Source organism: Pelobacter seleniigenes DSM 18267 (assembly GCF_000711225.1).
In the GTDB taxonomy this organism is placed as follows: domain Bacteria; phylum Desulfobacterota; class Desulfuromonadia; order Desulfuromonadales; family Geopsychrobacteraceae; genus Seleniibacterium; species Seleniibacterium seleniigenes.
The window spans coordinates 1-2,500 of sequence record NZ_JOMG01000002.1 but is presented as its reverse complement, the minus strand read 5'-3'; the positions used below and the strand labels follow the sequence as shown (position 1 = coordinate 2,500).

Below are 2,500 nucleotides of genomic sequence, written 5' to 3'. Positions count from 1 at the left end.
TCGGTAATTGAAGGCTCTGGAAAGTGCCGCCATAGAGGGTGATAGCCCGTATGTGAAACCGAGATCCACCCTAGGGAGTCCCCGAGTACCACGGACACGTGAAATCCTGTGGGAAGCTGGGAGGACCATCTTCCAAGGCTAAATACTCCCCGATGACCGATAGCGCATAGTACCGTGAGGGAAAGGTGAAAAGAACTCCGATAAGGAGAGTGAAATAGACCCTGAAACCGTATGCCTACAAGCAGTGGGAGCCCTATGTCTTCGGACAGGGTGACCGCGTGCCTTTTGCATAATGAGTCAGCGAGTTACGTTCAGCAGCGAGGTTAAGCCGTTAGGTGTAGCCGTAGCGAAAGCGAGTCTGAATAGGGCGATTGAGTTGCTGGGAGTAGACCCGAAACCGAGTGATCTATCCATGGGCAGGGTGAAGGCGACGGTAACACGTCGTGGAGGCCGGAACCCACTTAGGTTGAAAACTGAGGGGATGACCTGTGGATAGGAGTGAAAGGCTAATCAAACTCGGAGATAGCTGGTTCTCCCCGAAATATATTTAGGTATAGCCTCGTATGAATCGTCCCGGAGGTAGAGCACTGAATGGGCTAGGGCCTTCACCAGGGTACCAAACCTAATCAAACTCCGAATGCCGGGAACGTCTGTACGGGAGTCAGACTGCGGGTGATAAGGTCCGTAGTCAAAAGGGAAACAACCCAGATCGCCAGCTAAGGTCCCTAAATCTGTGCTAAGTGGGAAAGGTTGTGGGAATGCATAAACAACCAGGAGGTTGGCTTAGAAGCAGCACCCCTTTAAAGAAAGCGTAATAGCTCACTGGTCGAGTGGGCCTGCGCCGAAAATGTAACGGGGCTCAAGCACAGTACCGAAGCTGCGGATTTGTACTAAGTACAAGTGGTAGGGGAGCATTGTAGCAACCGCTGAAGGTCGACCGCGAGGACGGCTGGAGGAACTACAAGAGCTTATGCTGACATGAGTAGCGAAAATGTGGGTGAGAAACCCACACACCGTAAGCCCAAGGTTTCCTTTGTAAAGGTAATCTGCGAAGGGTTAGTCGGCCCCTAAGGCGAGGGCGAAAGCCGTAGTCGATGGGAAACAGGTTAATATTCCTGTACCTCTTATAATTGCGATGGGGGGACGGAGAAGGGTAGGTCATCCGGGTGTTGGACGTCCCGGTTTAAGCGAGTAGGCGGGGAAAGTAGGCAAATCCGCTTTCCTATGAAACGTCGAGACGCGATGACGAGAGCTTTAAGCTCATAAAGTGATTGATCCCATGCTTCCAAGAAAAGCCTCTAAGCTTCAGATTATAAGAGACCGTACCGCAAACCGACTCAGGTGGGCGGGCAGAATATGCCAAGGTGATTGAGATAACTCTGGTTAAGGAACTCGGCAAAATGACACCGTAACTTCGGGAGAAGGTGTGCCTCCGTTAGGTGAGGGGATTTACTCCCTAAGCCGAAGGGGGTCGCAGAGAAATGGCGGTAGCGACTGTTTACTAAAAACACAGCACTCTGCAAACTCGTAAGAGGACGTATAGGGTGTGACGCCTGCCCGGTGCCGGAAGGTTAAGGGGATGTGTTAGCGCAAGCGAAGCATTGAACCGAAGCCCCGGTAAACGGCGGCCGTAACTATAACGGTCCTAAGGTAGCGAAATTCCTTGTCGGGTAAGTTCCGACCTGCACGAATGGCGTAACGACTTCCGCACTGTCTCAACCAGGGACTCAGCGAAATTGAATTCTCGGTGAAGATGCCGAGTACCCGCGGCAAGACGGAAAGACCCCGTGAACCTTTACTATAGCTTGGCAGTGATATTCGGGACAGCATGTGTAGGATAGGTGGGAGACTTTGAAGCTGGCACGCCAGTGTCGGTGGAGTCGTCCTTGAAATACCACCCTTGTTTTTCTGGATATCTAACCTAGACCCGTGATCCGGGTCGGGGACACTGCCTGGTGGGTAGTTTGACTGGGGCGGTCGCCTCCCAAATTGTAACGGAGGCGCGCGAAGGTTCCCTCAGGCTGATTGGAAACCAGCCGAAGAGTGCAAAGGCATAAGGGAGCTTGACTGCAAGACAGACACGTCGAGCAGGTGCGAAAGCAGGTCTTAGTGATCCGGTGGTTCTGTATGGAAGGGCCATCGCTCAACGGATAAAAGGTACTCCGGGGATAACAGGCTTATCTCCCCCAAGAGTTCACATCGACGGGGAGGTTTGGCACCTCGATGTCGGCTCATCACATCCTGGGGCTGAAGTCGGTCCCAAGGGTTTGGCTGTTCGCCAATTAAAGTGGTACGCGAGCTGGGTTTAAAACGTCGTGAGACAGTTTGGTCCCTATCTGCCGTGGGCGTAGGAGATTTGAGAGGATCTGTTCCTAGTACGAGAGGACCGGAATGGACGAACCACTAGTGTTCCTGTTGTCACGCCAGTGGCATCGCAGGGTAGCTATGTTCGGAAAGGATAACCGCTGAAAGCATCTAAGCGGGAAGCCCACCTCAAGAC

At 52.8% G+C, this 2,500-nt stretch carries 1 rRNA gene (cut by a window edge); it reads left to right on the top strand.

What is annotated here, in order from left to right:
• A 23S ribosomal RNA gene (locus N909_RS0102580) occupies positions 1-2,500 on the top strand; its annotated part reaches 328 nt to the left of the window's first position; the annotation flags it as partial.